Annotated in this window: 27 protein-coding genes; 16 read left to right on the forward strand and 11 right to left on the reverse strand. The window is 44.5% G+C overall.

The features are described from left to right. The first annotated feature begins 321 nt into the window (after window positions 1-321). The 7 genes from ACRRSW_RS04065 to ACRRSW_RS04095 all read left to right on the forward strand — a co-directional run bounded on the left by ACRRSW_RS04065 (window position 322) and on the right by ACRRSW_RS04095 (window position 5334). Window positions 322-645, forward strand: coding sequence for a hypothetical protein (locus ACRRSW_RS04065; RefSeq protein ID WP_432454497.1), 324 nt, complete (start codon window positions 322-324; stop codon window positions 643-645). Further along, window positions 645-1226, forward strand: a complete 582-nt coding sequence (locus ACRRSW_RS04070; protein ID WP_432460945.1) for a hypothetical protein — start codon at window positions 645-647, stop codon at window positions 1224-1226. The genes ACRRSW_RS04065 and ACRRSW_RS04070 overlap by 1 nt, the downstream gene beginning before the upstream one ends. A gap of 280 nt (window positions 1227-1506) precedes the next feature. Next, a complete protein-coding gene (locus ACRRSW_RS04075; protein WP_432460946.1) occupies window positions 1507-1965 on the forward strand; it encodes an REP-associated tyrosine transposase in 459 nt (152 codons plus the stop codon). Window positions 1966-2294: 329 nt separating this feature from the next. Next, window positions 2295-2543 carry a transposase gene (locus ACRRSW_RS04080; protein ID WP_432460947.1) on the forward strand — a complete coding sequence of 83 codons (249 nt, stop codon included), beginning with the start codon at window positions 2295-2297 and terminating at the stop codon, window positions 2541-2543. Between the two features lie 117 nt (window positions 2544-2660). After that, window positions 2661-3197, forward strand: a complete 537-nt coding sequence (locus ACRRSW_RS04085; RefSeq protein ID WP_432460948.1) for a hypothetical protein — start codon at window positions 2661-2663, stop codon at window positions 3195-3197. A gap of 48 nt (window positions 3198-3245) precedes the next feature. Then, the gene (locus ACRRSW_RS04090) at window positions 3246-4370 is read left to right on the forward strand and encodes an ISAs1 family transposase (protein WP_432459228.1); all 1125 of its coding nucleotides are present in this window, start codon (window positions 3246-3248) and stop codon (window positions 4368-4370) included. A 559-nt stretch (window positions 4371-4929) separates the two neighbouring features. Next, on the forward strand, window positions 4930-5334 hold the full coding sequence (locus ACRRSW_RS04095; RefSeq protein ID WP_432460949.1) for an NUDIX hydrolase: 405 nt from the start codon (window positions 4930-4932) through the stop codon (window positions 5332-5334). Between the two features lie 230 nt (window positions 5335-5564). Here ACRRSW_RS04095 and ACRRSW_RS04100 read toward each other — a convergent pair whose 3' ends face one another. The 3 genes from ACRRSW_RS04100 to metN form a co-directional block, all read right to left on the reverse strand. Beyond that, window positions 5565-6374, reverse strand: a complete 810-nt coding sequence (locus tag ACRRSW_RS04100) for a MetQ/NlpA family lipoprotein (protein WP_432454494.1) — start codon at window positions 6372-6374, stop codon at window positions 5565-5567. Window positions 6375-6462: 88 nt separating this feature from the next. Continuing rightward, entirely contained in the window at window positions 6463-7155 is a 693-nt protein-coding gene (locus tag ACRRSW_RS04105) for a methionine ABC transporter permease (protein ID WP_432460950.1), read from the reverse strand. Then, window positions 7145-8179: a methionine ABC transporter ATP-binding protein MetN gene (gene metN / locus ACRRSW_RS04110; RefSeq protein WP_432460951.1), complete on the reverse strand. Its 1035-nt coding sequence runs from the start codon at window positions 8177-8179 to the stop codon at window positions 7145-7147. The genes ACRRSW_RS04105 and metN overlap by 11 nt, the downstream gene beginning before the upstream one ends. A 235-nt stretch (window positions 8180-8414) precedes the next feature. Between metN and ACRRSW_RS04115 the strand changes: the two genes are divergently transcribed. Next, a complete protein-coding gene (locus ACRRSW_RS04115; protein WP_432454491.1) occupies window positions 8415-8549 on the forward strand; it encodes a hypothetical protein in 135 nt (44 codons plus the stop codon). A 47-nt stretch (window positions 8550-8596) separates the two neighbouring features. Here the strand turns inward: ACRRSW_RS04115 and ACRRSW_RS04120 are convergent, their stop codons facing one another. Both ACRRSW_RS04120 and ACRRSW_RS04125 read right to left on the reverse strand, forming a co-directional pair. Next, window positions 8597-8767, reverse strand: coding sequence for a hypothetical protein (locus ACRRSW_RS04120; RefSeq protein ID WP_432460952.1), 171 nt, complete (start codon window positions 8765-8767; stop codon window positions 8597-8599). 237 nt (window positions 8768-9004) lie between these two features. Beyond that, window positions 9005-9397, reverse strand: a complete 393-nt coding sequence (locus ACRRSW_RS04125; RefSeq protein WP_432460953.1) for a helix-turn-helix domain-containing protein — start codon at window positions 9395-9397, stop codon at window positions 9005-9007. 82 nt (window positions 9398-9479) lie between these two features. Here ACRRSW_RS04125 and ACRRSW_RS04130 point away from each other — a divergent pair, with 82 nt between their 5' ends. Beyond that, the gene (locus ACRRSW_RS04130) at window positions 9480-9962 is read left to right on the forward strand and encodes a DUF2938 domain-containing protein (protein WP_432460954.1); all 483 of its coding nucleotides are present in this window, start codon (window positions 9480-9482) and stop codon (window positions 9960-9962) included. A gap of 87 nt (window positions 9963-10049) precedes the next feature. Here the strand turns inward: ACRRSW_RS04130 and ACRRSW_RS04135 are convergent, their stop codons facing one another. Further along, window positions 10050-10772 carry a hypothetical protein gene (locus ACRRSW_RS04135; protein WP_432460955.1) on the reverse strand — a complete coding sequence of 241 codons (723 nt, stop codon included), beginning with the start codon at window positions 10770-10772 and terminating at the stop codon, window positions 10050-10052. 193 nt (window positions 10773-10965) lie between these two features. After that, window positions 10966-11418, reverse strand: a complete 453-nt coding sequence (locus tag ACRRSW_RS04140) for an Lrp/AsnC family transcriptional regulator (RefSeq protein ID WP_432460956.1) — start codon at window positions 11416-11418, stop codon at window positions 10966-10968. 119 nt (window positions 11419-11537) lie between these two features. Between ACRRSW_RS04140 and ACRRSW_RS04145 the strand changes: the two genes are divergently transcribed. The 4 genes from ACRRSW_RS04145 (at window position 11538) to ACRRSW_RS04160 (ending at window position 15873) form a co-directional block, all read left to right on the forward strand. After that, the gene (locus ACRRSW_RS04145; protein WP_432460957.1) at window positions 11538-12467 is read left to right on the forward strand and encodes a DMT family transporter; all 930 of its coding nucleotides are present in this window, start codon (window positions 11538-11540) and stop codon (window positions 12465-12467) included. A 278-nt stretch (window positions 12468-12745) separates the two neighbouring features. After that, window positions 12746-13573 (forward strand): substrate-binding periplasmic protein, encoded by an 828-nt coding sequence (locus ACRRSW_RS04150; RefSeq protein WP_432460958.1) that lies wholly within the window; start codon window positions 12746-12748, stop codon window positions 13571-13573. Window positions 13574-13807: 234 nt separating this feature from the next. After that, a complete protein-coding gene (locus tag ACRRSW_RS04155) occupies window positions 13808-14275 on the forward strand; it encodes an Lrp/AsnC family transcriptional regulator (protein ID WP_432460959.1) in 468 nt (155 codons plus the stop codon). 143 nt (window positions 14276-14418) lie between these two features. Then, window positions 14419-15873 (forward strand): pyridoxal-phosphate dependent enzyme, encoded by a 1455-nt coding sequence (locus ACRRSW_RS04160; protein WP_432460960.1) that lies wholly within the window; start codon window positions 14419-14421, stop codon window positions 15871-15873. A 387-nt stretch (window positions 15874-16260) separates the two neighbouring features. Here ACRRSW_RS04160 and lepA read toward each other — a convergent pair whose 3' ends face one another. Next, window positions 16261-18054: a translation elongation factor 4 gene (gene lepA, locus ACRRSW_RS04165; protein ID WP_432460961.1), complete on the reverse strand. Its 1794-nt coding sequence runs from the start codon at window positions 18052-18054 to the stop codon at window positions 16261-16263. Window positions 18055-18392: 338 nt separating this feature from the next. Here lepA and ACRRSW_RS04170 point away from each other — a divergent pair, with 338 nt between their 5' ends. Continuing rightward, entirely contained in the window at window positions 18393-18776 is a 384-nt protein-coding gene (locus ACRRSW_RS04170; RefSeq protein WP_432454480.1) for a hypothetical protein, read from the forward strand. Between the two features lie 117 nt (window positions 18777-18893). Here ACRRSW_RS04170 and ACRRSW_RS04175 read toward each other — a convergent pair whose 3' ends face one another. The 3 genes from ACRRSW_RS04175 to ACRRSW_RS04185 form a co-directional block, all read right to left on the reverse strand. After that, window positions 18894-19403, reverse strand: coding sequence for a YgjV family protein (locus tag ACRRSW_RS04175; RefSeq protein ID WP_432460962.1), 510 nt, complete (start codon window positions 19401-19403; stop codon window positions 18894-18896). A gap of 10 nt (window positions 19404-19413) precedes the next feature. Further along, window positions 19414-20070 carry a hypothetical protein gene (locus ACRRSW_RS04180; RefSeq protein WP_432460963.1) on the reverse strand — a complete coding sequence of 219 codons (657 nt, stop codon included), beginning with the start codon at window positions 20068-20070 and terminating at the stop codon, window positions 19414-19416. Between the two features lie 341 nt (window positions 20071-20411). Continuing rightward, complete coding sequence (locus ACRRSW_RS04185) at window positions 20412-21875, reverse strand: fructuronate reductase (RefSeq protein ID WP_432460964.1); 1464 nt, start codon at window positions 21873-21875, stop codon at window positions 20412-20414. 851 nt (window positions 21876-22726) lie between these two features. On the opposite strand from ACRRSW_RS04185, the gene ACRRSW_RS04190 reads away from it, so the two are divergent. Then, window positions 22727-23509, forward strand: coding sequence for an FCD domain-containing protein (locus tag ACRRSW_RS04190; RefSeq protein WP_432460965.1), 783 nt, complete (start codon window positions 22727-22729; stop codon window positions 23507-23509). Window positions 23510-23641: 132 nt separating this feature from the next. Then, window positions 23642-24832: a mannonate dehydratase gene (gene uxuA, locus ACRRSW_RS04195; RefSeq protein ID WP_432460966.1), complete on the forward strand. Its 1191-nt coding sequence runs from the start codon at window positions 23642-23644 to the stop codon at window positions 24830-24832. Window positions 24833-25179 lie beyond the last annotated feature (347 nt).

Genomic DNA, 25179 nt, shown 5'->3' on the forward strand with positions numbered 1-25179 from the left:
ACCACTCACTTCCTATACCGTCTCATCCTATGCACTGTAGACAAATCATTTGCGAAGTCATTATTCGGCGGCATTCTACTCGGGTACGATTGTAGGGTAATTTGTCATCCATTCTTCTCGTGTTAAGTAGGTTTTAGCGCCACTTTTATAGTACTCACTGCTTTTATCTACAATCGAAAGGTCATCGGGCGTTGTCGTTATCATATAGAACCAAGTTGGTTTCGTGCTTAAGTACATAAATCGACTGCCCCCAGCACCAGGTAAATAGTTCGCGTTAGCGAAGTCACCTTTTGATACCGACGAAGAAACCGTTGGGTACCGATGGTCATTTATCATGCAGATGGAAAAGGCGGCTACTGTAAACCAGATATCTGTTCAATAAGTAACATTGATAAAACTGTACTAATTATTGAAGTTAAAACTGGTGGGGCTGATTTATCTACTCAACAACAAGTTGGATTTGAGCCAGAGGGAATAGATAGTAAGGGCGAGCCAATGTATCGTATACCCCCAGATGCAATTGCTTCAGGTCAATTAGCTGATAAATTGAATTTAAAGGCGGGAGAAAAAATTGGGATAAAGTACCCTGATGGATTACCAGTAAAAATAGAAAGGGTAGCGGGCTTAAATGAGGTGGGAGAGTAATGAAAAAACGAGAATTTTTAGCTTTTTATAAGCAACGTTATGAAGCGAAGAATATTGGAGCAGGAGACTGGAAGTTTACTGTGGAAACAGAAGGGGGCTTTGGTTTTTTCAAAATAACTCCCCGCCTGCTTAAATACCCGCCTATACAATCTATCGAGATGGGAGTATATACGAGCCCTTCTTGGTTTGCTGAGTTAGTCGGCATTATTAGAGAAGATAACGAACTAAATTGGTTATTGTCTGATAATTTACGTTTTCGCCCTGAGAATGGTGAAGTACTTGATGAGCATTTACCGCAAACCTTGGTGATGGCTCAAGAGTGGTACAAAGAACAAAGTAAGCCGAAGGTAATGGCGGCTTATTTAAGCCGCGTGTACGAGTTAAAACCTTTTAGAAATGATGTTTATTACTATTCTTGTGTATTAAAAGGGGATGTAGACGCACTCGAAACAGAGCGCTTTGCTCGCGAGAACGACACAAGCAAGTTACCCCCAAAATATACTTTGCAGTTTCTGACTAATGCGGTGCGTTTAGCTAAAGAGTACCGCTCTGGTGAGCGGGTGTGCCCGATAGACTTTTAGGCATGTTGGTCGCTTGCCTAAAATAAAAGGGAGCCCTTAGACACTACCTCTTTTATTATTTATCATCCATTATTCCCATGCTTATTCGTTGGAAATAGATGCTAAGGGCGAGCCAATGTATCGTATACCGCCCGATGCAATTGCTTCAGGTCAATTAGCTAATAAATTGAATTTAAAGGCGGGAGAAAAAATTGAGATAAAGTACCCTGATAAAATAAAAGGGGTCAGAGTCACTTTATATTTTCTACACTAAAGTAAACATATTGCTTTAGGTGATGAAATGGCTCGAAAACTTCGTGTTTCCTACCCCGGTGTGGCGGAGCACATCATTCAGCGCGGTAATAATCGGCAAGTTATTTTTGCCAATGACGAAGATATGCGAGGCTATGTTACTTGGTTAAAGCAATATGCCAAGCAGCATAAGGTAGCTATTCACGCATGGGTGCTAATGACCAATCATGTACATTTACTTTGTACACCTTCAACAGCAACGGGCATCTCTAAAATGATGCAGTCACTCGGGCGAATGTATGTGTTGTATTTTAATCGTCGCTACCAGCGCACTGGTACCTTGTGGGAGGGGCGTTACAAATCTTGCTTAATCGAAAATGAAGCTTACTTTATGCAGGTATGCAGATATATAGAGCTAAACCCTGTGCGCGCCAATATGGTTAACGACCCAGCCGATTACTCTTGGTCTAGTTATGCAATGCCTTGGGTAAGCGCAGTAGCTTATTAACGGAGCATAAGCTTTATACTGGTTTAGGCGGTTCACCAATTGAGAGGCAAACTGCTTATCGCTCGTTGTTCATTCATCATATTGAAGGAAAGCTCCTTGATGACATTCGCCAAGCCACCCACAAAGGTTTGGCATTGGGTAGCGATAAGTTTAAACAGGAAATTGAAACGCTTACAGGTTTGCGAGTGACGGAAGGCATTCGCGGTAGACGGAAAGGCTGGCGAAAGCTTGTTAGCTAAATTAAAGTGACTCTGACCCCTTTTATTCCCTGTGCGCGCCAATATGGTTAACGACCCAGCCGATTACTCTTGGTCTAGTTATGCAATGCCTTGGGTAAGCGCAGTAGCTTATTAACGGAGCATAAGCTTTATACTGGTTTAGGCGGTTCACCAATTGAGAGGCAAACTGCTTATCGCTCGTTGTTCATTCATCATATTGAAGGAAAGCTCCTTGATGACATTCGCCAAGCCACCCACAAAGGTTTGGCATTGGGTAGCGATAAGTTTAAACAGGAAATTGAAACGCTTACAGGTTTGCGAGTGACGGAAGGCATTCGCGGTAGACGGAAAGGCTGGTGAAAGCTTGTTAGCTAAATTAAAGTGACTCTGACCCCTTTTATTCTTTTATGCTTTTTATCCCGATGGTATACCAGTAAAAATGGAAAGAGTGGCAGGCTTAAATGAGGTGGGGGAGTAATGAAAAAACGAGAATTTTTAGCTTTTTATAAGCAGCGTTATGAAGCGAAGAATATTGGAGCAGGAGACTGGAAGTTTACTGTGGAAACAGAAGGGGGCTTTGGTTTTTTCAAAATAACTCCCCGCCTGCTTAAATACCCGCCTATAGAATCTATCGAGATGGGAGTATATACGAGCCCTTCTTGGTTTGCTGAGTTAGTCGGCATTATTAGAGAAGATAACGAACTAAATTGGTTATTGTCTGATAATTTACGTTTTCGCCCTGAGAATGGTGAAGTACTTGATGAGCATTTACCGCAAACCTTGGTGATGGCTCAAGAGTGGTACAAAGAACAAAGTAAGCCGAAGGTAATGGCGGCTTATTTAAGCCGCGTGTACGAGTTAAAACCTTTTAGAAATGATGTTTATTACTATTCTTGTGTATTAAAAGGGGATGTAGACGCACTCGAAACAGAGCGCTTTGCTCGAGAGAACGGCACCAGCAAGTTACCCAGGGTGAGATCGCGAACGTTTTTTGAGCAAGCACAAGCTATTTGACCTGACGTTCGCGCTGTGATCTTATACTCCCTTTTTCGGGAGCCCTCCATGACCATCGACGTATTTTTTGAGCATTTCGCCAGCATTAAAGATCCTCGCCAAAGCGCTAAAGTAAGCTATCCGCTGTTCGATGTGATGTTCCTTACCGTATGTGCAACTATTGGCGGAGCCAAAGGTTGGGAGGATATCGAAGATTTTGGTGAAGCCCACTTCAACTGGTTACGTGAAAAGGGCCTGTTTGCTTCAGGCCTACCAGTACACGATACCATTGCTCGGTTGATTTCACGGCTTGACCCATCGCAGTTTCAGCAGTGCTTCAGCAAGTGGATGTTAGCGGTGAGTGAGCAAACCGGTGGGCAGCTAATCGCAGTAGACGGCAAGGTGCTCCGCAGCTCCTACAGTCGGGATGACCGCAAGTCTACGATACACATGGTCAGCGCGTTTGCCACCGCCAATGGTGTCGTAATGGGGCAAGTAAAAACCGATGCTAAATCCAACGAAATTACCGCTATCCCAGAGCTGCTCAATGCACTAGAGCTCAAGGGGGCGCTTGTATCGATAGATGCCATGGGTTGCCAAACCAATATCGCAAAAACCATAACAGACAGAAAAGCGGATTACTTGCTGGCAGTAAAAGGTAATCAAGAGTCACTCTATAACGCTGTGCAAGCTCAACTGAACCCCGTAATTGATGACCCCATTGTATGTATAGAGAAAGGCCGAGGCCGCAAGGAGGCGAGAGCCTATGCGGTGCTGCCTGCCAACGAGCTGGCGAAAGAGTTCGCGCATTGGCCCGGGCTGAAAACGCTCGGTGTTGCAATGGGTTATCGCATGGCAGCTAACGGCAAAGAGTCGCTAGAGTACCGCTACTACATCAGCTCGGCAGAGTTGAACAAAGAACAATTCGCTGATGCAGTGCGAGGCCATTGGGGTATCGAAAACAGCCTTCACTGGGTGCTTGATACATCGTTCAACGAAGATGACTGCCAAATCTACCGAGAGAACGCTGCTGAGCTTTTGGCGATTATCCGCCATATAGCACTGAACCTGCTGCGACAGGAAAAGGGTAAAAAGGCCAGTATCAGACGTAAGCAAAATATCGCGGCAATGAATACGACTTACCTTGAACAGGTGCTATCGGCAGGGTTCTCGCGGGATGAGAGCAAAAAGTAACCATTCACGCTCTCACCCTGGCAAGTTACCCCCAGCTTATACCTTGCAGTTTCTGACTAATGCGGTGCGTTTAGCCAAAGAGTACCGCTCTGGTGAGCGGGTGTGCCCGATAGACTTTTAGGCATGTTGGTCGCTTGCCTAAAATAAAAGGTCGCAGAGTCTGGGGGCTCTCCGCGAATATATTTATGACTTTCGAGCCTCGTTTCAAGGGGGCTAGTGGCTCATTTTTGCAAGGTTTTTTATGCTTGCTGTCAATGCTATTTTTTACTTTAGCCTCTTATCTCGATAAGCCCCTAAATCAATTATTTGGTTAGACAACACCTTATAATGCTTAATCGAATTGGCTTGAAAACGGTGGTGTTTACCCGCGGTTTTCACTGTTAGCCCAAGCACCTAAAAACCGAAATGGCTGCCTGCTGATACTTTACTATTTTTCACGAATATATTCTCTTGGTTAAAGAGTGTATGGATGGCGACCGAGTTAAGCCAGTTGATTTTTAGTCTCTCGTCAAAAATAATGATCTATTCATTACATGCTTTATATCCATGAGGGGTAAAAATGGAACAGTTAGTGAGTGTCGGGTGGCTCTATAGAAAAGGAGAGCGCTTACTCTGTGTGAAGTCTAAAGGTAAAGATAAATTTTTTATCCCAGGTGGCAAGCTGGAGAGCGGAGAAACCAATGAAGTTGGCTTACAGCGTGAAATTCGCGAAGAACTGAGTATTGAATTAGCTCTCGATTCAATTCAGCACCAATTCTCGATCACTGATACGGCATATGCTTTAGCCAATACTCAGCTGACAATGCATTGTTACACCGCAAATTTCACGGGGGATATATTTGCTAACGCAGAAATTGAAAAGGCTGAATGGTTGGGACTTTCTGAAATGAGTTGCTGCGCACCAGCGGCGCAGAAAGCACTTCATCGTGTTCTAAAAAAATCAATGCTTAGATCTTCAATTTGAGATGGATCTATGGCCACAAACGTTGACTGCAAGATTGGTTTTCTGGGATTGATGAAAGAGTCTTAAAATGCCCGTTTTGCTATCGCTCGACGGGCATTGTTGTTGGCTGATTAATCAGCGATAAAAAGGCTTATCTTCTATGTTCAGTGAGCGTGATGCGGGCTCTTTATTCGTAAAAGTAAACGCGATGTTTAATTTTGCTCACTCATTTTCTAGCGGCTGTGGCTTGATTACCAGCCTTTTACCACTCCGCCTTTAAAGATTGTGGAAGCCGCTTGGTATACTTCATCGGTTTGGTAGGCTTTTACAAAGTTTTGCACATTTGCTGCGTTAACGTTGTCTTCGCGAGCCACGATTAAGTTGACGTAAGGCGATTTTTTACTCTCTACAAAAATACCATCTTTCTCGGGTGACAAGTCGATGCTACTAGCGTAAGTGGTGTTGATAATCGAAAGGGCAACGTCATCAAGTGAACGAGGCAATTGGGCGGCGTCTAATTCAACAATGCTAATGTTTTTAGGATTAGCAACGATATCGCGAACGGTGCCTTGTAGACCAACGCCGTCACGTAAGGTGAGTAGGCCTTGCTGCTCAAGAAGAATTAATGAGCGACCAAGGTTGGTTGGATCATTTGGAACCGCGATACGTGCGCCGTCTGGCAGTTCTGCGATAGTTTTAATTTGCTTTGAGTAGCCGGCGATTGGGTAAACAAAAGAGTTACCTGCGATAGCCAATTTATAGCCGCGATCGAGGATCTGTTGATCCAGATATGGTTTATGTTGGAAGGCGTTGATATCAACAGAGCCATCATCTAATGCTGCATTTGGTGTGACGTAGTCGGTAAAGGTCACTAACTCTACGTCTAGGCCGTATTTTTCTTTGGCTACCTTGGCTGCAACTTCTGCTACTTGAGCTTCTGCTCCGGCAATTACTCCAACTTTAATCTTGCTTAGGTCGGTCTCTTTCTCGCCACAACCCGCTAAAACTAAAGCAGATGCCGCCAGGCTAACTGCGAGAATACTTTTAAGACTAAATTTCATGCTGTGTTTCCTGTAATTAATATCTATTTTTGTCGATCTGGTGGTCGTTTTTAAAACCGTTATTTGCAAATTTTTTCGTTGAAAATCACTATCTGTGGTCGACCCGTCTTACAATCAAGTCGCCAATCGACTGAATAATCTGGACTAAGATGATGAGCATCACTACAGTCACGGCCATAATCACCACATCATAACGGTGAAAACCATAGCGAATAGCCACATCACCCAAGCCGCCTCCACCAACAGTGCCTGCCATCGCAGAATAACTGACTAAGGTTACTAGTGTGATGGTGACGGCATTGATAATGGTGGGGAGCGCTTCGGGCAGTAAAACTTTGGTGATGATTTGCCTTGGCGTTGCGCCCATCGACTGCGCTGCTTCAACTAAACCAGAAGGAACCTCTAGCAGTGCGCCTTCGATTAAACGTGCAACAAATGGGATTGCACCAATCGTTAGCGGCACAATCGCGGCGGTGGTGCCAATAAAGGTACCTACTAGCAGCTTGGTGAGTGGAATAATTGCGACCATGAGCACTAAAAACGGTACCGAACGACCGATATTCACGATTGTACCTAATATTCGGTTTAGTTTGTTGTTTGCAGCTAATCCACCTTTTTTAGTGATATGTAAAATAACACCTAAGGGAATACCAAGTGCAAAACCAACAATGCCCGCGACCGACACCATGTAGAGGGTTTCGCCCGTAGCGCCGAGTAGTAACTGACCATTGAAGTTTAGCCACTCCACGATTTGTTGAAATGAAAAACCGTTACTGGACATAACCAAGTACCTCCACTTTGACTTTATGTTGTTTCAGAAACTCAATCGCTGCGCTATCGTCTGCTTCATTGCCAAGTAGTTCGGCGACCATCATGCCAAATTTTACCCCTCCGGCGTAATCAAGATCGGAACTCAAAATACTAACATCGATATTAAATTGGCGAGCAATTTGACTGATCAGAGGTGCGTCAACCGTTGCTCCCGTAAACTCTAAGCGCACTAAGGGGTGACTTCCCACGACTCTTTTTGTGTTTAGCCGTATTCGGTAATCTTCGGGGATAGAGAGGTCTAAAGTTGAGCGTATAAAGTCATGAGCCAGTTGGGTTTTGGGATGCGCAAAAATTTCACCAACGGTTCCCTTCTCTACCAGTTCACCACCACCGATGATCGCGACTTGATGACAAATACTCTTCACTACATCCATTTCATGAGTGATCAGTAAAATGGTAATGCCAAGTTGCAAGTTTATCTCTCGTAACAACTCCAGAATCGACTGGGTGGTTGCGGGATCAAGGGCACTGGTGGCTTCATCACATAACAGTACTTTCGGATCAGAGGCTAGGGCTCGCGCAATCGCGACTCGTTGCTTCTGACCGCCACTAAGATTGGCTGGATAGGTGTCTCGTTTATCGGTGAGGCCGACTAAGTCCAAGAGCTCTGTTACTTTACGATCAATCTGCGTTTTATCTGTGTTTGCTAGCTCTAAGGGCAGCGCGATATTGTTGAATACCGTACGTGAAGATAGCAAGTTGAAGTGCTGAAAAATCATCCCTATATTGCGTCTAGCTTGGCAAAGTTGTGGGTGTGAAAGAGTGGTGAGATCGACCCCATCAACAATGATTTGTCCCGAAGTTGGCGCTTCCAGCATATTGACACAACGGATCAAGGTACTTTTACCTGCACCGGATGAGCCAATCACGCCAAAAATGGTTCCTTGAGGAATAGAAAGGTTGATGGCATTAAGCGCAACAATCTCTTTCTCTCCTTGATAGAAAACCTTATTAACATCGCTGATTTCAATCATTTACATAGGCCTATACAAGAGAGCTTAGAATTACATGCTAAGGTGTGACTGAATGGTAGAAGGATGCTATGGATAAGTGCCCTTGAAGTCAATGATTAATTAGCCGTCCAGAAGTCTAATTGGGTATTTTAACAAATCTAATTTGTTCTGAGTTATAGCCTGCTGCTATAAGAGCGCTTTGTGGTTAAACCAAGCGCTATGAAATTCTGTTGTTGTTTGCAGTGGGGGGCGCGTTGTGGCGGCTTTTTATTTGCCGCGCTGGCAACTTGGGATGATTGTACCGCCATCAAGCGGTAAGGCTGGCTACTTGCAACAAGGGGGGATTGGCCGCCGTCGTTTATTCAACTTGGTTATTTTGTGTTATTTGTGAAACGCAAAAAGTCATCGAAATAATCGATGACTCGTCACAATTTGAATCTAAAGTCCTAGACCTTTCTTTGGCGATTTTTTGGCTGCTTTGACTGCTTTGACTGCTTTGACTGCTTTGACTGCTTTGACTGCTTTGACTGCTTTGACTGCTTTCTTTTCTTTGGCGCTTAACAGCGGTTTCTTCTTGGAGCCTTTTTTACTGTCTTGTCCTTTACTCATGATCATTTCCTATTTGGGGAAGCACTTAAACCTGCAGTTAGTTTGGATCCAAGCTTAGGAGAATTGCGATGCATTGAGCTCTGTAAACGGAATGCGTAACCATTTCAGTATGGCCTCATGGCGCAACAATAGATATAAATAGCTTACTAGTTTGCCATCACAGGCAATTGGGCTGTTGCTGACAAAGCCTATTTCCCCGAGTTCCGGTCAGCTAACACCGCGCTTGGCCCGATAAATCTAAGATAGATCACGCTTCACTGCGCTCATCATTTTCTGAAATGAGGGGCATTCTAAATGCGAAGTTTGTGGGCAAGTTGCAACATGGAAAAGGCTATTGCGTATTGCTTGTAGCTGTTTAATTTGCGCATCAATCTCAGTCGTTTTTTGGATTAACAATGTTCTATCGATAGACAATTCATCGTTTGTATCGAACATCATTGAAATTTCAATGAGCGATAGCCCAGCCATGCGGCCCAAAGAAATAATATTTAATTTATTCAATACACTTGGAAAATATTGTCGGCGTAGCCCTTTTCGACTGGGGGAGTGGATCAGCCCGATTTTTTCATAATATCTTAAGGTTGAAGGTTTTAAACCAGAGCGACGAGCCTCCTCTGCAATATCCATCATATCTCCTATTGACTTAAAGTTGACTTCAAGTTGTACCCTGTTTGTGAATCTATCAAATTAAGAGCGACAAGGGGAATATTTAATGCTTACAAATCTTTGTTTACAAGCCGTTTGGATTGGTATTGGAGCGACGCTGGTCATGGATGGTTGGTCGTTGTTCCAAAAAAGAATACTCGGGATCCCAGCGCTGGATTATGCGCTGCTTGCGCGATGGGTATGTTTCATCCCAAGGGGCCGACTATTGCATCGAACGATTGTGTCTACACCGCCGATCAAGGGCGAAAGACTTCTCGGTTGGGCCTTACATTATGCAATTGGGATTGTTTTTGCGATGGCTCATGTGTTTTTATTCGAAGAGGTATGGCTGGTAAGTCCAACACTGCTGCCTGCGTTGATCACCGGGATTGTGACCTTGGTATTTCCTTTTTGTATCATCCAACCTTGTCTTGGTTTTGGGTTTGCGGCAAGTAAAACAGCTGCGCCTCGGTTGGCGAGGGGGTTAAGTATCGTCACTCACAGTGCCTATGGCATTGGCCTATTTTGCAGTGCCTTAACGTTACCCTAGATACTAAGGGGGGCTTAAAGTCGCGCTCTGGTTTGAGCTGAGCCGCGACACGCCGATAGTTTGATGAAGCAAGCCAGTCGGTTTTGCTTAAGTCATCCTTTCCATAAAAGAGCGGAAAAATTCTTTGAGTCTATCGATATAACTCGGGGGAGTTTCAACCCGCGGTTGATGGCTATAAAACTGCTTCAGATAACGCTGTGCATGGCTTTTTCCTGCCACATCATTACTTGATTGCAAATAAGTGATTCGTTCGTGAAACGCCAGAACGTTATTTTGTGATTTGAATATCGGCGTATATTTTAGACCAAATTGACTGGCGGTTTGCCGATCAAAGTAGCAGCCTTGATCCGCATTAGGGATGTGTTTCCAATAGGGCCCCGTAATATCGAAAACATCGAAGGTGTTATTCCCAAAGTCCAGTTCAATCCATGTGTGATAAAGGTTCTTCACGTTATCGTTATTTACCAAGGCCTTACGTATTCGCTTGCTTAGTGTGTTGAGCGTTTTGGCGTCTTTATCTGCTGGTTCGAGCAGGCCAATCACAATCCGTGTTTGTTTACAGTGAGCGATTCTTTGTTTCACTTGATCAACAATCGCCAAGTGCACTGGCAGGCAATTGAGGCGCATATCCACGCCTATATCTTGAGTATCATAGGGGGTGACACGCCAATACCGAGCTCCGTTTGGTCCTGCGGTATAAATCTCTCTGAGAGTTTTTTGGGCGGATTTTTTTAGGTCAAAAACGTCATTTTTATGAATCTGATAGGGAAGCGTAATCGTCAAACGAACCTCTTTGAATGTTTGCAACATGATCGCGATGAAGACCGCAACTGGAGTTTAGCAGTTTATGGCTTGTGGACACTCGAGTCATCAACTTCAAACCGAGATTGTTATTCAATAAGCGATTAAAGCCGTGATTGAGGTGATATGACTAAGTCATTGTGCCGAGCTTAGGGCTGGGATTGACTTTAAGTTTGCTCTTGAGCTTGCAAATCGATTCGCTTTAAAAAGGATAGGCTAGGCTCTGTTTTACATTTTCCATCACTACATTTGAGCTGAATTTGAGTATGGTTTGGTCATCCAGAAATAACTCTCGGGTGATTTCTTGATATCTTTGCATACTGGACGCGGTAATCATCAGTATAAAATCTTTTTCGCCCGCCATGTAGTAACACTGTTGTACTTCGGAGTGCGCCTTGGCTTTTTTCTTGAAGTTGTCAATCACGGTGGTGCCACCTTTTGCCAAGGAAACTTCAACAATAATAGTTATGAAGTTACCTAGCGCGCGGCTATTTAATATGGCGACTTCTTTTTCGATGGTTCCCGATTCCCTCAGTTTCTTGATCCTTCTTTGAACCGCAGTTGCAGACAGTCCTATTTCATTTCCAAGATCTTCAGAGGTTTTTTTGTTGTTTAATTGTAGTTTCGCTAAAAGTTGTCGGTCGAAGTCATCCATGTGCAGATTTTCTCCATATTAAGTAAAAATCAGCCGAATTTATGCGTATGTCAGTATTATAGGCTGCGATTTGAAAGGCGGGTAGGCATAAACTGGATAGACACGAATAATGAGGGAAAATGATGATGTTAATGATGGATAAGCGAACCATGGTTGGGGTGGGTCTCGGTTTAATTGCCTCGATGATTTGGGGCAGTTGGCCGGTGGTGTCAAAAGTCGCTGCGCTACAAAGTTTGTCACCTTTAGATATTGCGACCCTTCGTTTCAGTATTGCCGGTTTTATCTTGTTGCCAGTACTGTTGTTCCATGCGATCAAACTAAGTGTGATTTTTAGTAAAGGTGCTATTTTAGCCGTTGGTGCTGGGGCACCCTACGTGATTCTTGCAACTTCGGGGATTAATTTGTCATCGAGTACTCACTTTGGAACTATTGCACCGAGCACGATGTTGGTATTTTCTACCCTTGGGAGCATGTTTTGTTTTGCTGATAAATTGACGCCCAGCCGATGGTTAGGGATTGCGCTGATACTTTCGGGGGTTATTTTCATTGGCAAAAGTAGTTTTGAGGAATTGAATGCCGACATTTTATTGGGTGATCTTATGTTTGTAGGCTGTGGCGTTCTTTGGGCTTCTTTCACATTACTCTGTAAATTTTGGCAGTTAAACTCTTGGGTCGCTACCGCGATGGTTTCTGTGGTTTCGGCTGTTGTTTGTTTACCAATATCTTTAGTCTTCAATCCTGGGGCACTGACTCAACTTCCGGTTGACATGTTGGTTAATCATGGCCTGTATCAAGGCGTATTGGTGGCGATTGTTGCGCTCTATTGCTACGCCAAAAGTATTAGTATTTTGGGCGCAGCCAAAGGCGCTATATTTGCGTCGCTAGTGCCTCCTATTGCCTTGGTATTAGGCGTTATTGTGCTTGGTGAGTCGCTGACTAGCGCTGAGTTCATCGGTTCTGCAGGTATCTTTCTAGGTATGCTGTTTTCTCTTGGAATGATCAAATATCAGGGCTTTGGCCTGGTCAATTTGACGAGGAAATCGAATTAAATATAAGCGATAATTGGTTTGAAAAGGCCATGTAGGTTAAGCCTCTAGTAAAATCGAGAGTCAAGCAAGGTTTGCAGAGAAGGCTTTTTGAATACCACATGCCAGGTTTAAATATTTAATTGATGAAATTCATAAAAGGATGACCATTACAAGATATCTTTTGAGATGTATAATCTGCAACATGCTGTATTTCTAAGTTGTACGCTGCTGATACAGAGTTTTACAAAAAGCACTGAGCGCTTAAGCCTTCCCATTACTCAGCAGTAAAGGAGCAATCAATGAAAGGACTTCGGGGCATTCTCATCAACTTGGCGGCTTATGCCATGTTAATTATGTCGTTTGTAAGTGCAGCACAAGAGACTCGCAGCATTGTTATTGCCACGACAGCCTCCGCAGGCGGCCCCTCTGGGCCAGTTTTTGATCATCTAGATAAGCAACGTTTAGCAGACCGACCCGGTTATCGTGCTGAGTTGTTGCTGCAGGCTGGTGAGCGCTGTGGTGTTGAAATCAAGTTTTTGTTAGTTCCATGGAAAAGGGCGCTGTTGTTGGTGGAGTATGGTGGTGCAGACGCCGCTTATTCTTCCAGCTATAAAAGCGAACGGGCGGTCTATGGTGCTTATCCGATGAAAGACGGATTACCGGATCCAGAGCGGGCGGTAAGAGGCTACTTTTATCAATTGTTTACGCTTAAACAAAGCGACTTAAAGTGGGATGGAAAAAAGATCAGTGGTTCGAGGACCCGTATCGCGGTTGAACGAGGCTCTGCTGGTATCGATATTGTAAAACGTTTGGGCTTAAAACCGCTTGAGTTTAATGATGAGCAGCAGATGCTGGATATGCTGGTTGCTAAGCGGGTCGACGGCGTTGTTGCTATTGGCGGCAATGTTCAATCGGTGATTGCCTTTGCACCGTTACTCGCTCGTCAGATTAAAATATTACAGCCTGCGCTCAAATCCAAGCTCGGTTATTTGATGTTTTCGAAGAATTTTTATTTTGAGCATACCGCGTTGACGGAGTGTATTTGGAATGCCATTGGTAATATACGCCAGTCCGCAGACTATAAGGCGTTGGTTCAGTCCTATGGTGTTTCTGGGTCGAATGATTAGGTATCCTTTGCGCTATTCAATGTAAGGCTCTGTTGAACAGCCTCCATCGCTTTTTCTCATCGGTTTGCATCACTCACAAAATACCGTCTGATTCGCTTATCGTGGCACGATGCTACAGATCTCATTTTTTGAGGTCTCTCGGGTGTGCCGAAATATTGTAACGATCCAGTTCTTTGCAAATCTCATTGATTCAGGGAAACTACTGTTCAAACAAAGTGAGATAAGCATGTGGAAATGGATAGTTTAGATTTAAAGATCCTGTCAATTTATCGCAAAGACACTAAAAAGAGCGCTGAGTATATCGGTTCCATGGTGGGTTTGTCGGCTTCTGCCGTTCAACGTCGGATTAAGCAATTACGAAGTAGCGGCATGATTGATAAAGAAATCGCGGAGTTGAATCCCGAGAAATTCGGAATTCAAATGCAGTTTATTATTCATGTGGATCTGATCGATGAGCGAAATACCGATATTGGTCGCTTCGAAAATAAGATGCGAATTCATCCTTGCGTACTGCAATGTTATTACGTTACCGGGCAAAGTGATTTTTGTTTGCTGATTGCAGTGAAGAGTGTGGCTGAGTTTGATTCATTTACTCAAAACATGTTGATGGATGATGACAATGTTCGAAGTTTTACTTCTTCATTAATTATTCGCCAATCGAAACAGGACGCTTCAGCTTTTATCGAGCAACTGTTGGAGTAGTTGTTGGTGTTTCAGATGACGAAAATATGCGTGTTTTGCTGATTTTAAGCCGGATTTGTGCAGCTTTTTTATAAACAATGGCGCTATTGATTAGCTCTTTCTCTTAGCATATTAAGACTCATTTTAGTGAAGGAAATACAATCATGTCTGAGATTATGGAAGTGCTGACACCTGATAGTGATGTATCGGGAAGCCTTCGAAAAAAAGCGAAAATTGTGACCGATTTTGACGATAATCTGCGCTCTTGTGTCAACAACTTACATGCCTCCTTAAATGATGTTCGCCATAGGCTCGGATTTGGTCGAGCTTTAGCTGCGCCACAAACGGGGCTGTCTTTAAGGATTATTGTGGTTAACTTGGGGGCTGCGCCAATCACCTTGATTAACCCGGAAATCACTTGGCGCAGTGACGCTATGCAGTCGGTTTGGGATGACTGTTTAAGTACCCCAGAACTGATCGTTAAAATCCAACGGCATCAAAGCATTAGCCTCAAATACCAAAATATTCACGGTGAGTTTCGTGATTGGAATGAGCTTCCGGCCGATTATTCGGAGCTATTGCAACATGAGTATGAACATCTCGATGGCGTGTTGATGATTGACCACGCGAAGGGAGATAACGTGTTACCGTCAGCGCACAAATCGAGGGTTTGCCCACCAGTGGCGGAGTCGAGGATCTCTTTAAGTAAAATCCAGAGGGCACACCAGCATATCAACCCCTTGTTTACCCAGTCTCGGTTATTCCGTTCGTCCTTTTTAAGCCAAGCTTGCAAGGCCAATATCTGGCTTAAAGATGAAACCGATAATCCGATTGCTTGTTTTAAGGGGCGAGGAGCTGAACACTACCTCTCTACAGTATTCAGTCCTGAGGATAAACGGCCAATTGTTTGTGCGAGTGCCGGTAATTGGGGACTTGCACTGGCTTGGAGTTGTCAGCAGCGAAAACGCCCGCTAGAGGTTTTTGTTCCGAGCAATGCGAACCCGCTTAAGGTTTCTAAAATCAAAGCATTAGGCGCTAAGATTCAGCACTATGGTGATGATTTTGATAGCGCCAAAGAGCAAGCCAAGCTGTATAGCCAACAGCATGCTTATTGTTTTCTGGAAGACGGTAAAGAGGTGGCTGTTTCAGAAGGCGCTGGAAGCATTGGGGTTGAGTTACTCAGCAAGGGCCAGCATTTCGATGCGGTATATATTCCGCTGGGAAATGGGGCCTTGATCAACGGTGTTGCGCGCTGGGTAAAAGCATCCTCGCCGAGTACCCAGATTATCGGTGTTGTTCCCAAAGGTGCCGATTCAATGTATTGCAGCTGGCTACAATCTCGTGCGGTTGAGCGTGATTCGGTGAATACGATTGCCGATGGGCTTGCCGTAAGAAGCCCCATTCCGGAAGCGGTGATGGACATGCAAGGTTTGGTAGACAAGGTGATTTTAGTTGATGACCCGCAGATCCAGAGGGCTATGGAAGATGCCGAAACTGCCGATTCGTTGAGATTAGAGCCTTCTGGTGCGGTTGCTATCGCTGGCGTGATTGCAATGAGCGAAGAGCAAGCGCTACAAGGTCATATCGCTGTATTGCTTACCGGAGCAAATCGCGGCTAAGCCGTTTCAGCGACTGCTTATACCAATTTGATTCATTGTATTATCAGCCGCGTTGAATAAATCTGCTGATAAAGAGGCATGAATAGCTGTAACTAGTGGCTCTAATTACAAGGTTTATAACGAAGTTAGCGGTGATTTAGGCCAGTAAAAATGCGCGGTTCATTAGTTAGATTGGTATTATATCGGGTTTGATATAAAACCTCCTGTCGACCGTTGTCAGTCGACAGGAGGTTTACGAATTAGCTTGAATGTTATGACATTTGATACGAGTGAGTTGATATTTCGTTCTTATATCTGTTGTCCCGCTTCGGGTCATCGATTATGGCTGAAAGATCAGCTCCCAGTTTTGGGAGCGTCATTTCATGTTAGCTATATAACCAATAATTTTTAAGCGAGGAGTATTGCGCTAAAGATTTCCCTAGATATTTCCATCCTTAGAGCCCCTCGGCTATTTTTACGATGCTCTCGTTGCTGGCGTATCATTCGCTGTTTTGCTGAAACACTACCATTGAACCCAGACGCAAGCATATTTTTACGTAATGGTGGAATATCTACGCGAGCAATCGCTTTATTGTTAACCACTGCTTGGGCAGGTACCGGATAAAGTTTACGCGGCATGAGGTATTTCAATTTGTTTACCAGCGCGGTGCCGCGCTGAAATGAGCTATCGCGAAGGCTAATAAAGGTTAATGCATCGACAACTTGGGTATCGATATGAATATCAACTCTAACTAGCTCTGAGCGTTTGTAACCATCTGGTTTATAGTCAAGCGTTGCATAGCCTTTGCTGGCAGATTTAAGCTCACTAAAAAAGCCATTAATCATCATTGCTAGGGGCATGCTGTATTCGATGAGAACGTCATCATCGGAAAGGTAGGACATATTCATATAGTCCCCCATTTTGCTGTCACACAATTCTAGAACTCTTCCCGAAAAACGAGAGGGGGTGCTAATGCTCACCCTTACTAAGGGTTCTTCGGCATAGTTTAGAACATCGTGAGATGGAAACAGAGCTGGATTATCGACTTCTAGAATCGTGTTATTTTTTAAAATACACCGGTAATTCACGGTTGGTGCAGTGGTGATTACGTGTTGTTGATATTCCCTTTTAAGGCGTTCTTCAATTATTTCTCGATGCAGCATGCCGAGAAATCCGCAACGAAATCCAGCGCCTAAAGACTCTGATACGTGAGGCTCTACGGAGAGTGAGGCATCATTCAGTTGTAGTTTTTGCATCGCATACCTCAGGTTTTCAGCATTGCCTTGTAGGTCGGGATAAATGCCGCAAAAAACCATTGGTTTTATTTCTGTGAACTTTTGCACTAGCTCTGTTGCCGGCTGGTGGCGTGATGTTATTGTATCTCCAACATGCACCGCGCGAATATCTTTTATAGCCCCAGTGATATAGCCTACATCACCCGTATTGAGTCTTCGAGTCGGGGTCATTTGGGGCATGAAATAACCCGTCTCAATCACTTCAAATGACTGACCTGTCGATATGAATTTAAGTGTTTCCTTTGGCGATAGTTTGCCATCCATTATTCTTACATGCAGGATCGCACCACGGTAACAGTCGTAGTGAGAGTCAAAAATATAGGCTCTTAGAGGGTTTTTGGGATTGCTCCTGGCGCTAGGGAATCGTTTTGGGATCGTGTCAAGCAAGGCTTCAACACCCTCTCCGGTTCTTGCTGACAAGTGCATGATATGTTGTAGGGCAAGGCCATCAATTGCCGATAGCTGCGTCATCACCCGCGCAAGATCAGCCTGAGGGCTGTCAATTTTATTCACGACAGGCAATATTGTGAGCCCATGTTGTTGAGCAAGACGCAAGTTAGCCAGTGTTTGTGCTTGTACACCTTGAGTCGCGTCAATCAGTAGGATAGCACCTTCACAGGCAGTAATGCTGCGGGATACTTCAGAAGAAAAATCGACATGACCTGGGGTGTCAACAAGATTGAATTGCCACTTTTTTCCAGTTTTGTCTTGCCAGAGCATGTGAACGGTTTGCAGTTTAACCGTAATCCCTCGTTCTTGTTCGATATCCATCGAATCTAATATTTGATCTTTCATTTCACGGGCTGTGAGGGTATGGGTGTATTCGATCATGCGGTCGGCAAGGGTTGATTTGCCGTGATCGATATGGGCGATGATGCAGAAATTACGAGTGTTAGAATTATTCATTGAATGGAGCCTTGTATCAATATGGGGAACCCACAGAAAATCAGCATTTCTAAAGGAAGTGCTAGGGGGAGCGTGGCGCCATGAAAGCGCGTTTTGATACATTTTTTAGCCGTCGGCATGATAAAACGGCTAAAATTTTCAGTCAATTATTTTTATCGTAGGGAGATCCTGTCATTTTTGTGGGTGTGAAAAGCGTTTGGTGGCATGGCGGTGGTATAATGCCTTACTCCATACTGTTTGATCATGTGGTGACCAGAAAGCAATAAGGGAGATTCGATTGTCGACCCTCGCTTAGTTAAAAAATACCATTGTTTCCTCTGTAATAGATAAGGAATGACATGAACGCAGAAATGACGATCCTCGAGTGGACCGATACCGCGATTGGCCATCGACTGTGGCTGGAAAAACAAAGCTATTCTAGTACTAGATTATGCTTGAAAGTGGTGAAAGATGTGGTGCCGGAAATTTTATATCTCGATTTAGTGATGTGTCATGATAAGGCGGTAAAAGCGTGGCAAGGTCAAGCCTTCGCGGTATCTTCAGTGTTTGATGATGGCCACTTGTATTCTCAAGTTCGTTGTTTACTGAATCTAAGTGATGGCTGTGTGCTCTGGTTAGTTAATCATATTAAGCTACCCAATGGTCAAAAGATGTCGGCAGATAAGCTGACTTTTGTACCAGGTATGCGCTGTGTGAATGGTGCCTTAGCCGCCATTGATTAACTGCAATTATAAGCAATTCAAGCGGTGAAAGCCTTTGCCTAAGCTGTCGCAATAATAGTCGTTTATGATTGTTTTATGCCATCTACAGCCACCGTGCCCTTGGCTTATCTCGAATACTTATTCAATCGCTTGCTTGTTGTTGGCTCTGATGAGCTTGATGATGGTATAGGAATTGACCAAGATAAAGGTTGTTTCCATCATCGTGCCACCAATGGAGCCCAACAACAGGTTGTTGCCTAACCAACAAAAGGAGTTGAATAGAAGCAAGGCGCGAAGTTTTAAGCCTTCCGTTTTAAATAGCCCCCAAGTCGCTAAGGACGTACCAATAATGGGGAGCAGTTCATAGGGATTATGCATCGCCAGCACACTCATTAACCACAACAGGGCAATAAAACTCCACATGACGCCGCTGGACTGAGTTTTGCTAGACGCATAGGTTCTTAACGCGCTAATGGCACTGGCAAACACCGCCGTATAAGCCCCCATTAATATAAAGTGACCACACAGCACAATTTGAAAAATGGTCAGTCGGCGTCTAAATGCATGGCCATCTTGGGTAAAAAAGGCACTGATACCGATTAGGAAAGCGATCAGGCCGACAACTTGCGCTAGGTTTAATTCTGGCATGATAATTCCCTTAAATTTGACTGAATTGCAATTGCTCGCGTAAGTAGTGAGCGGCTAACTCGGGGCTGTTTAATATGCTTATATTTGGTTGTTGAATATATTGAGTCGCATGGGCCATCGAAGCCTGTGCAAGTACAATGACATCATCATCGAGACGCTGTTGATTGATGTGTTGGGCAATTGTACGTGCATAGTTGTCGGTGTCGCCCGCCAGATAATAGGACCAGGCTTGGGGGACTAGTTCGGCGTTTACTCTGGGGTTTTTCGCCTGTTGTTGGGCACAGCTGGCGATTAGCTCAAGGGTTGGAGTGAGTGTGCTTTGCAGCGCGGCAAATACTCGCACTCGCTGGGCTTGAACCGCTTGATTGGCCATGGGACGGTCGACTCGGATCACTCGGGCGGACACATTCGGGGTATTTTCTGCAATGTCTCCGATGGTTGAGCAGGTACATACAATCAGCTCTGCGCCTGCCTGTGCGATTTGTTGTATTACTTGTTGTACAGCTTTAATCAGCTGTTCACTTAAGCCTTGCTCGATGGCTCTTTGTAGTAATTCGGGGTGAACATAGTGCTTGATATCGAGTTTGTTCATCTCTAAGTGTTGCTCAAGGTAGGGTTTAAACAGGGCGATATTGGCCTCTAGAGTATAGAGCAGAGCTAGTTTCATGCGGTCTTGCCTCATCCCCTGTGAATCTGGAGATCATGGTTGATTTTACTGGATAAATAAAGGTTTATTATGGAAGCTTTTTGGCTTGAAGCAAGCAGTATACTCGTTCTTCAGTGGTGAAAGCGCTTGTTCCTTAAGCTGAGCATATACACCTCCAGCATCCATGGCGATCGGTTTTATGGTTTTCCGTGCCGTGCGCAAAGATTGCAGTTGCCCATATTTGAAACAATTCTTCGCCATCTTTGGATGGCCGATTATTGCGAAGCGGGTATTCGCTTCGCAATGATATGGGTTTGTTTAGCAATGCATCCTTCGACGCCCCACCTTCGGAGTCGGCTTGTTTATAGGGAAGCCACGGCCGCGCGAGCGCCTGTTTGACAAATGATTTGGTAGGCTTTGCTGATTTCGGCAATCAAATGATGATGATTCACAAGCTCTTTACCGAAGACGGATTCAAGTCCTAGCAGGGCTTTGACTCGTGATGCTTGTTCTGGATGTGCTTGGTAAATCGCTTTTAATTGCTCTGCCATCGGATCTCGAACCTCTATGGGCTGTTGGTTTTCATCTTCGCCACCGACGTATTTCATCCAAGCAGCGATGCCCATTGCTAACCATTTGTAGTCTGAGCCTTGGTTTAAGTGATAACGCAAGGCGCTACCAAAACGTTGTGGGATCTTTTGGCTACCATCCATAGCGATTTGCCAAGTTTGATGTTTTAAACTTGGATTACTAAAACGTTCTATCAGTTGCTTGGCGTAGGCAAGTAAATCGGTACCCTCTGGCATGTTTAAAGTCGGAGCTTGAGCTTTGATCATTAAATCGAAAGCGGCTTGGCGGTAACTCTCATTGCTCATGGTATCGGAAATATGTTGATACCCTCCCAGATAGCCGAGATAAGCGAGGAAGGAATGGCTGCCGTTTAACATGCGTAGTTTCATTTCTTCGAAGGGAACCACGTTGCTTACAAATTCTGCACCGGCGATATCCCAATCAGGACGCCCATTAACAAAATTATCTTCAATCACCCATTGTTTAAAGGGTTCACAGGCGATACCACAGGGATCGGCGACGCCAAGTTGTTGGCTGATTTCTTCCAAGGTTTCGGCGGTTGCCGCAGGAACGATACGATCAACCATGGTACAGGGAAAGCTTACTTCTGCTTCGATCCAAGCGGCAAGCTCTTGATCAACCGCTTGGGCAAAATCGAGTACGGCGGCGCGGGCAACATGACCGTTTTCTTGAACATTATCGCAAGACATCACCGTAAAGGCGCGCCGACCTAAATCGCGCCGCATTCTCAAGGCTTCAACGATATAGGCGATGGCCGAACTCGGTTGTCGAGGATTAGCCAGATCGGTGGCTATCAACGAATTATTGAGATCTAAACGACCGCTTGTCGGATCGACACAGTAACCTTTCTCGGTGATGGTCATCGAGATAATTGCTACTTGTGGCTCGGCCATCTTCGCTAATACCGCCTGCGAGCCTTCGAAGCTGGGATGCAAGGATTCGGTTACTGAAGCGATGAGTTTCACGGTGGTTTCGGTAGCCCCTTTTTCGCTAACCGTATATAGATGATCTTGTTGGCGGAGTTGGCGGATTAGTTCCTCTCCGCCAAATAGGTTGATCTCGCAGATCCCCCAATCACTGCTGGATTTATCTAATACTTCGTTGGTGAATAAGGCTTGATGGGCACGATGAAAGGCGCCAAAACCAAGATGGACAATGCGACTTTTCAGATTTAATCGAGGGTAGCTCGGGCGGAGTACTCCAGCCTTAAGAGTGGTATTAGCAATATTGTTCATGATTTTTCCTTATTTTCCGTCAGTCAAACTGGCGGAATATTTTTCGATAATAAAATTCATTTTTGATTGAGTCTTCAAGTCTCACCCTTCCCCCCTGGAGGCAAAGGTTGCTTTGTGAAATCGAGTCCACTGTATTGCGCGATAATCGAGGCTGCATAGAAGCACCTTTGTTGTTTCATTGCTTTGTTGGTGAGTTTGCTAAGCATCGAGCTGTGGAGAAATCGCATAGCAGTCGTCGATAAAGATCGCCCTCGGTTCATTGAATTTGTTAACTTTGGTATACCAATTGTTAGTTGTTTTCCATTTGAGCGAATAAAGTAACTAGTGATAAATTTGGTTGAGCAGTTATTTTTAACGATAAATGGTCTTGGGCTTCTTTAGGTCAGGATTATAAGGAAATACCATGAAACAGATGGTGATCGGTGTCACGTAATTGGTTAACCAAAATGTTGTTTTTATGAATATTGGTCGGTAATTTGTGGATATTGGTTTGACATTGCGTTGTTTTATCGCGAATATGTGCGTCGAAGCTGAATCAAATCGAACTTACAAGCTTTGAGATTTCTACTGCTCGAGAGTAAAGCGATGAAGCTGGCTCTGCTTTGGCCGCTGTGAGTGCTATACAGCAATAAACGGCGATGCAACTGAAGTATTTCGGCCTAGAACGCGTGGCTCTGCCGCTGTATTGATGATTTCTTTAGGGCGATTGGGGAAGCCAGCTGTTGAGCAGTTGAGCCGATGAAGGCTATTAATTCAATTGATTATTGAAACATGAAAACAAGGTGTTACGGCAGTTTTAGATAAACAGGTTGACCAATTTGCTTGGGCCATTATGATGAACGCATAATGTAATGGACAATAGTGATAAGCAGATCATGATGCTTTTTGAACCGAAACGACCGTATCAGGAACTCGGTCTAATACTGAGACAAGAATTAATGGATGGTCATTACCAAGTGGGAGACCGTCTACAACCTGAGCGTGAGATTGCCGAAAGGCTTCAGGTGAGTCGCACCGTGGTGCGTGAAGCCATTATTATGCTGGAGTTGGAAAATTTAGTTGAAGTCAAGAAAGGTTCTGGGGTTTACGTTGTGAATATTCCGGACCAATCGAATGGCCGTGAAAATGTGATGAAAGATGATGCAGGCCCTTTTGAAATGCTGCAAGCTCGGCAATTACTCGAGAGTAATATTGCTGAATTTGCGGCGATTCAAGTAACTCCAGGCGATATCGTGAAGATGCGGGCGGCTTTAGAGCTGGAACGCAAAGAACTGGCCGAAGGCTCTTGTAATAGCAGTGGCGATGAGTTGTTTCATTTAAGCATTGCCGAGGCGACGCAAAACTCGGTTTTGGTGGATATGCTGAAGCATTCTTGGGAGCGCAGAGAACAAAGTCCAATGTGGAAAGTTCTTCATTCATACATTACTGATACGGCTTATCGTGAAGAGTGGCTTGCTGACCACGCCCGTATTTTGGCGGCGATGCAACGTAAAGATCCGATAGCGGCTAAAAATGCCATGTGGCAACACCTTGAAAATGTAAAACAGCGACTATTGGAGCTCTCAGACATTGACGACCCCAGTTTTGACGGCTATTTGTTTAGCTCGAATCCGGTGGTGTCGTTGGGGAAATGATGATCGGCCCCTGTTGGTTCTCCAAAATTGCTATGACTTAAATTTTGCAATGAATTGCTATTTTTAGTTTGTTTCATCGTTGGCACTACGATGGTGAAGTAAATTGATTATATAGATAAAAAGGTGGTTGTAATGGAACAAACTTGGCGTTGGTATGGTCCCAATGATCTGGTGTCTCTCGACGATATTCGTCAGGCGGGGGCGACCGGAATTGTGAATGCTTTGCACCATATTCCTAATGGGGAAGTATGGAGTAAACCGGAAATTCTAAAGCGTAAGCAAATCATCGAAGCGAAAGGTTTAAGCTGGTCGGTGGTAGAGAGTGTTCCGGTACATGAAGATATCAAAACTCAAACCGGTGATTACCAACAATGGATCGAAAACTACAAGCAAACCCTGACTAATTTGGCGCAGTGTGGCATCGATACGGTATGTTATAATTTCATGCCTGTTTTAGATTGGACTCGCACTGATTTGGCATTCGAAATGCCTGATGGTTCCAAAGCGCTACGCTTCGATCAAATCGCTTTTGCCGCGTTTGAGCTACATATTCTTAAACGACCAGCGGCCGAAAAAGATTATTCCGCTGATGAGCAACAACAGGCGCTGGCATATTTTCAGCAAATGTCTGAACAAGATGTGATTAAACTGACCAGCAATATTATTGCAGGTTTGCCGGGCGCAGAAGAGGGCTATACGCTCACCGAGTTTCAGGCTCAGTTGGACCGTTACGCGGGTATTACTAAAGATCGTTTGCGTGAACACATGGTTTATTTTTTACAGCAGTTAATGCCTGTTTGCGAAGCTTATGGTTTGAGAATGGCGGTTCATCCGGACGATCCACCACGACCTATTCTAGGTTTGCCGCGCATCGTATCTACCATTGAAGACATTAATTTTCTCACTGAACAAGTTCCCAGTAAAATGAATGGGATTACCATGTGTACTGGCTCTTATGGGGTACGTGGTGACAACGATTTGGTGAATATGATTAAGCAACATGGTGAGCGTGTTTACTTTACTCATCTGCGTTCGACTATGCGTGAAGAGAATTCGAAGAGTTTTCATGAGGCGGCTCATCTTGAGGGTGATGTCGATATGTATCAGGTCGTCATGGCGCTGTTAGCAGAAGAGCATCGCCGTAAACAGCAGGGGGAACAAAGACTGATCCCAATGCGTCCTGATCATGGCCATCAAATGCTCGATGATTTGAATAAAAAAACTAACCCTGGTTATTCGGCAATTGGCCGTTTGAAGGGCCTTGCTGAAGTCCGTGGCCTTGAGCTCGCTTTGCGCCGCGCTTTTTTTAAGCGGGTTGTTTAGCGAATCTTAAACATTTTCTTAAGCTGGATCTGCTGCTGAGTGCTTATGCCACTTCGCTGTGATTCGATTGCCCGTTTGAGTCTCGAGCGCAGATTTGTGTCTCGCTCGATATTTTGCCGCTACAGTGAAGTGACAGTTGATGAATATTTGTAGTCGGTGCTGATCCATGCGGTGTTCGAAGGGCTAAAACTCGCGTGGTTAGCGGGGCGTCATTTTGGCTAGTTCGATTGGCTCATTAGCTTATGCTTTAGCTGACACTTGAATCGGTCGCCTGCGAATCTATTCTTTGGCTCATCGTCTGAGCGATCAATCATAAAACTTTAATTATAAGTAGGGCGCTACAGATG

The organism is Agarivorans sp. QJM3NY_25, from assembly GCF_050870875.2.
Lineage (GTDB): Bacteria > Pseudomonadota > Gammaproteobacteria > Enterobacterales > Celerinatantimonadaceae > Agarivorans.

Excerpts from the sequence above, each read along its gene's own strand:
- ACRRSW_RS04065 (WP_432454497.1), top strand. The coding sequence starts at position 322 with ATGGTCATTTATCATGCAGATGGAAAAGGCGGCTACTGTAAACCAGAT.
- ACRRSW_RS04070 (WP_432460945.1), top strand. The coding sequence starts at position 645 with ATGAAAAAACGAGAATTTTTAGCTTTTTATAAGCAACGTTATGAAGCG.
- ACRRSW_RS04075 (WP_432460946.1), top strand. The coding sequence starts at position 1,507 with ATGGCTCGAAAACTTCGTGTTTCCTACCCCGGTGTGGCGGAGCACATC.
- ACRRSW_RS04085 (WP_432460948.1), top strand. The coding sequence starts at position 2,661 with ATGAAAAAACGAGAATTTTTAGCTTTTTATAAGCAGCGTTATGAAGCG.
- ACRRSW_RS04090 (WP_432459228.1), top strand. The coding sequence starts at position 3,246 with ATGACCATCGACGTATTTTTTGAGCATTTCGCCAGCATTAAAGATCCT.
- ACRRSW_RS04095 (WP_432460949.1), top strand. The coding sequence starts at position 4,930 with ATGGAACAGTTAGTGAGTGTCGGGTGGCTCTATAGAAAAGGAGAGCGC.
- ACRRSW_RS04100 (WP_432454494.1), bottom strand. The coding sequence starts at position 6,374 with ATGAAATTTAGTCTTAAAAGTATTCTCGCAGTTAGCCTGGCGGCATCT.
- ACRRSW_RS04105 (WP_432460950.1), bottom strand. The coding sequence starts at position 7,155 with ATGTCCAGTAACGGTTTTTCATTTCAACAAATCGTGGAGTGGCTAAAC.
- metN (WP_432460951.1), bottom strand. The coding sequence starts at position 8,179 with ATGATTGAAATCAGCGATGTTAATAAGGTTTTCTATCAAGGAGAGAAA.
- ACRRSW_RS04120 (WP_432460952.1), bottom strand. The coding sequence starts at position 8,767 with ATGAGTAAAGGACAAGACAGTAAAAAAGGCTCCAAGAAGAAACCGCTG.
- ACRRSW_RS04125 (WP_432460953.1), bottom strand. The coding sequence starts at position 9,397 with ATGATGGATATTGCAGAGGAGGCTCGTCGCTCTGGTTTAAAACCTTCA.
- ACRRSW_RS04130 (WP_432460954.1), top strand. The coding sequence starts at position 9,480 with ATGCTTACAAATCTTTGTTTACAAGCCGTTTGGATTGGTATTGGAGCG.
- ACRRSW_RS04135 (WP_432460955.1), bottom strand. The coding sequence starts at position 10,772 with ATGTTGCAAACATTCAAAGAGGTTCGTTTGACGATTACGCTTCCCTAT.
- ACRRSW_RS04140 (WP_432460956.1), bottom strand. The coding sequence starts at position 11,418 with ATGGATGACTTCGACCGACAACTTTTAGCGAAACTACAATTAAACAAC.
- ACRRSW_RS04145 (WP_432460957.1), top strand. The coding sequence starts at position 11,538 with ATGATGATGTTAATGATGGATAAGCGAACCATGGTTGGGGTGGGTCTC.
- ACRRSW_RS04150 (WP_432460958.1), top strand. The coding sequence starts at position 12,746 with ATGAAAGGACTTCGGGGCATTCTCATCAACTTGGCGGCTTATGCCATG.
- ACRRSW_RS04155 (WP_432460959.1), top strand. The coding sequence starts at position 13,808 with ATGGATAGTTTAGATTTAAAGATCCTGTCAATTTATCGCAAAGACACT.
- ACRRSW_RS04160 (WP_432460960.1), top strand. The coding sequence starts at position 14,419 with ATGTCTGAGATTATGGAAGTGCTGACACCTGATAGTGATGTATCGGGA.
- lepA (WP_432460961.1), bottom strand. The coding sequence starts at position 18,054 with ATGAATAATTCTAACACTCGTAATTTCTGCATCATCGCCCATATCGAT.
- ACRRSW_RS04170 (WP_432454480.1), top strand. The coding sequence starts at position 18,393 with ATGAACGCAGAAATGACGATCCTCGAGTGGACCGATACCGCGATTGGC.
- ACRRSW_RS04175 (WP_432460962.1), bottom strand. The coding sequence starts at position 19,403 with ATGCCAGAATTAAACCTAGCGCAAGTTGTCGGCCTGATCGCTTTCCTA.
- ACRRSW_RS04180 (WP_432460963.1), bottom strand. The coding sequence starts at position 20,070 with ATGAAACTAGCTCTGCTCTATACTCTAGAGGCCAATATCGCCCTGTTT.
- ACRRSW_RS04185 (WP_432460964.1), bottom strand. The coding sequence starts at position 21,875 with ATGAACAATATTGCTAATACCACTCTTAAGGCTGGAGTACTCCGCCCG.
- ACRRSW_RS04190 (WP_432460965.1), top strand. The coding sequence starts at position 22,727 with ATGGACAATAGTGATAAGCAGATCATGATGCTTTTTGAACCGAAACGA.
- uxuA (WP_432460966.1), top strand. The coding sequence starts at position 23,642 with ATGGAACAAACTTGGCGTTGGTATGGTCCCAATGATCTGGTGTCTCTC.